Consider the following 1,231-nt stretch of genomic DNA (forward strand, 5'->3'; position numbering starts at 1 on the left):
CATTATATACTTCATTACTAGGTGGCATAAATTTCCCTATTGTATTCAGATATGAAGCTGGACTATTTATCATTTCCTCTTCATCATTATAATTAATGCTATTAAAGCATGACATTATATCACAACTGTCACAACCAAATGTTGAGCATCTAATAGGAAGCGCTCCTTCTGATATTAGAGTATCTATTCTTTCTTCACTTCTTTTATTATGTTTACTAGATATTCTTGAAAAAATTTTAGCAATTCCTTCTTGTCCGCAATTGATAAGTACTGATATCCAACTGTACCATAATTCTTCATGTAATCCACTTTTTTTCTGTGTTATAATAGCCTGTTTGAACTTATAGCACTTATTAGCAAACTTGTGAATTATGTAATTGTTATATATATCATTACTTTTATAAATGGTAGTTGGCTTACTATTAATAGACTCTTTCTTTTTAGACTTATTAGATTTTTTTTTATTCTTCTTATTAATAAAAAATTCCAATATATTATCTGAAATTTCAGATATTTCAATATCTAAAGGTGACTTACCTTCTATCCACTCATACCTATGACCATTTGGATGAACAGAAGGTGGTAGTATAGATTGTTTTCCATTAGATAATAATGCAATTTCTTGATGTTCTCCCTCAAACCTGATAGCTTTACTTTTTATTTCCATACCTTCTGGAATTTTATAAAGTAACCTCATTCCTCCATCTGAAGTTTTGTATTGCCATGTTTCAAATGAATCAACACCTAGTTTTTCTTTGAAGTACTCATATTGTTCATTACCATCTATATCTATACCAATTATTCCAGAGTTAGATCCCATAACTAAACCAATATTAAATTCTTTATATTGATTAATCCAGTCATTGAGGTCATAATCCGTAGTTTGTGCCCAAGAAGCCCAAGCTTTTTTTAAAGGTCTTTTCTCCTTATACTTGCAAGGTATTATGGGTAGATTTTGTTCCACATAATATCTCGCTTGGTTTAAAATTTGTTCCATAGATTACCTCCTAAGATTTTATATTAAATTGTCAATGTGCAAATTTTATTATTATTTTATAACTCCTTCCTTACTATTTTTTAGCCCTTATGTCGGCTACAACATTATAATAGCATCTATGTTTTTTTGTGTCTAATTTCAATTTATAAGAAAATGTAAATTCAAAAAAAGGCAAATCCTCCACTATCATACAAAAGACTTCAATGGAGCATCTACCTTTTTTAATTTTTATAA

The 1,231-nt window shown here is 28.8% G+C and carries 1 protein-coding gene; it reads right to left on the reverse strand.

The window, feature by feature from the left end:
• Window positions 1-997, reverse strand: a 997-nt coding sequence (locus NSA58_RS20390; RefSeq protein ID WP_257560951.1) for a bifunctional DNA primase/polymerase, incomplete at its 3' end; no start/stop codon positions are given.
• Window positions 998-1,231 lie beyond the last annotated feature (234 nt).

Source organism: Terrisporobacter muris (assembly GCF_024621905.1).
In the GTDB taxonomy this organism is placed as follows: Bacteria; Bacillota; Clostridia; order Peptostreptococcales; family Peptostreptococcaceae; genus Terrisporobacter; species Terrisporobacter muris.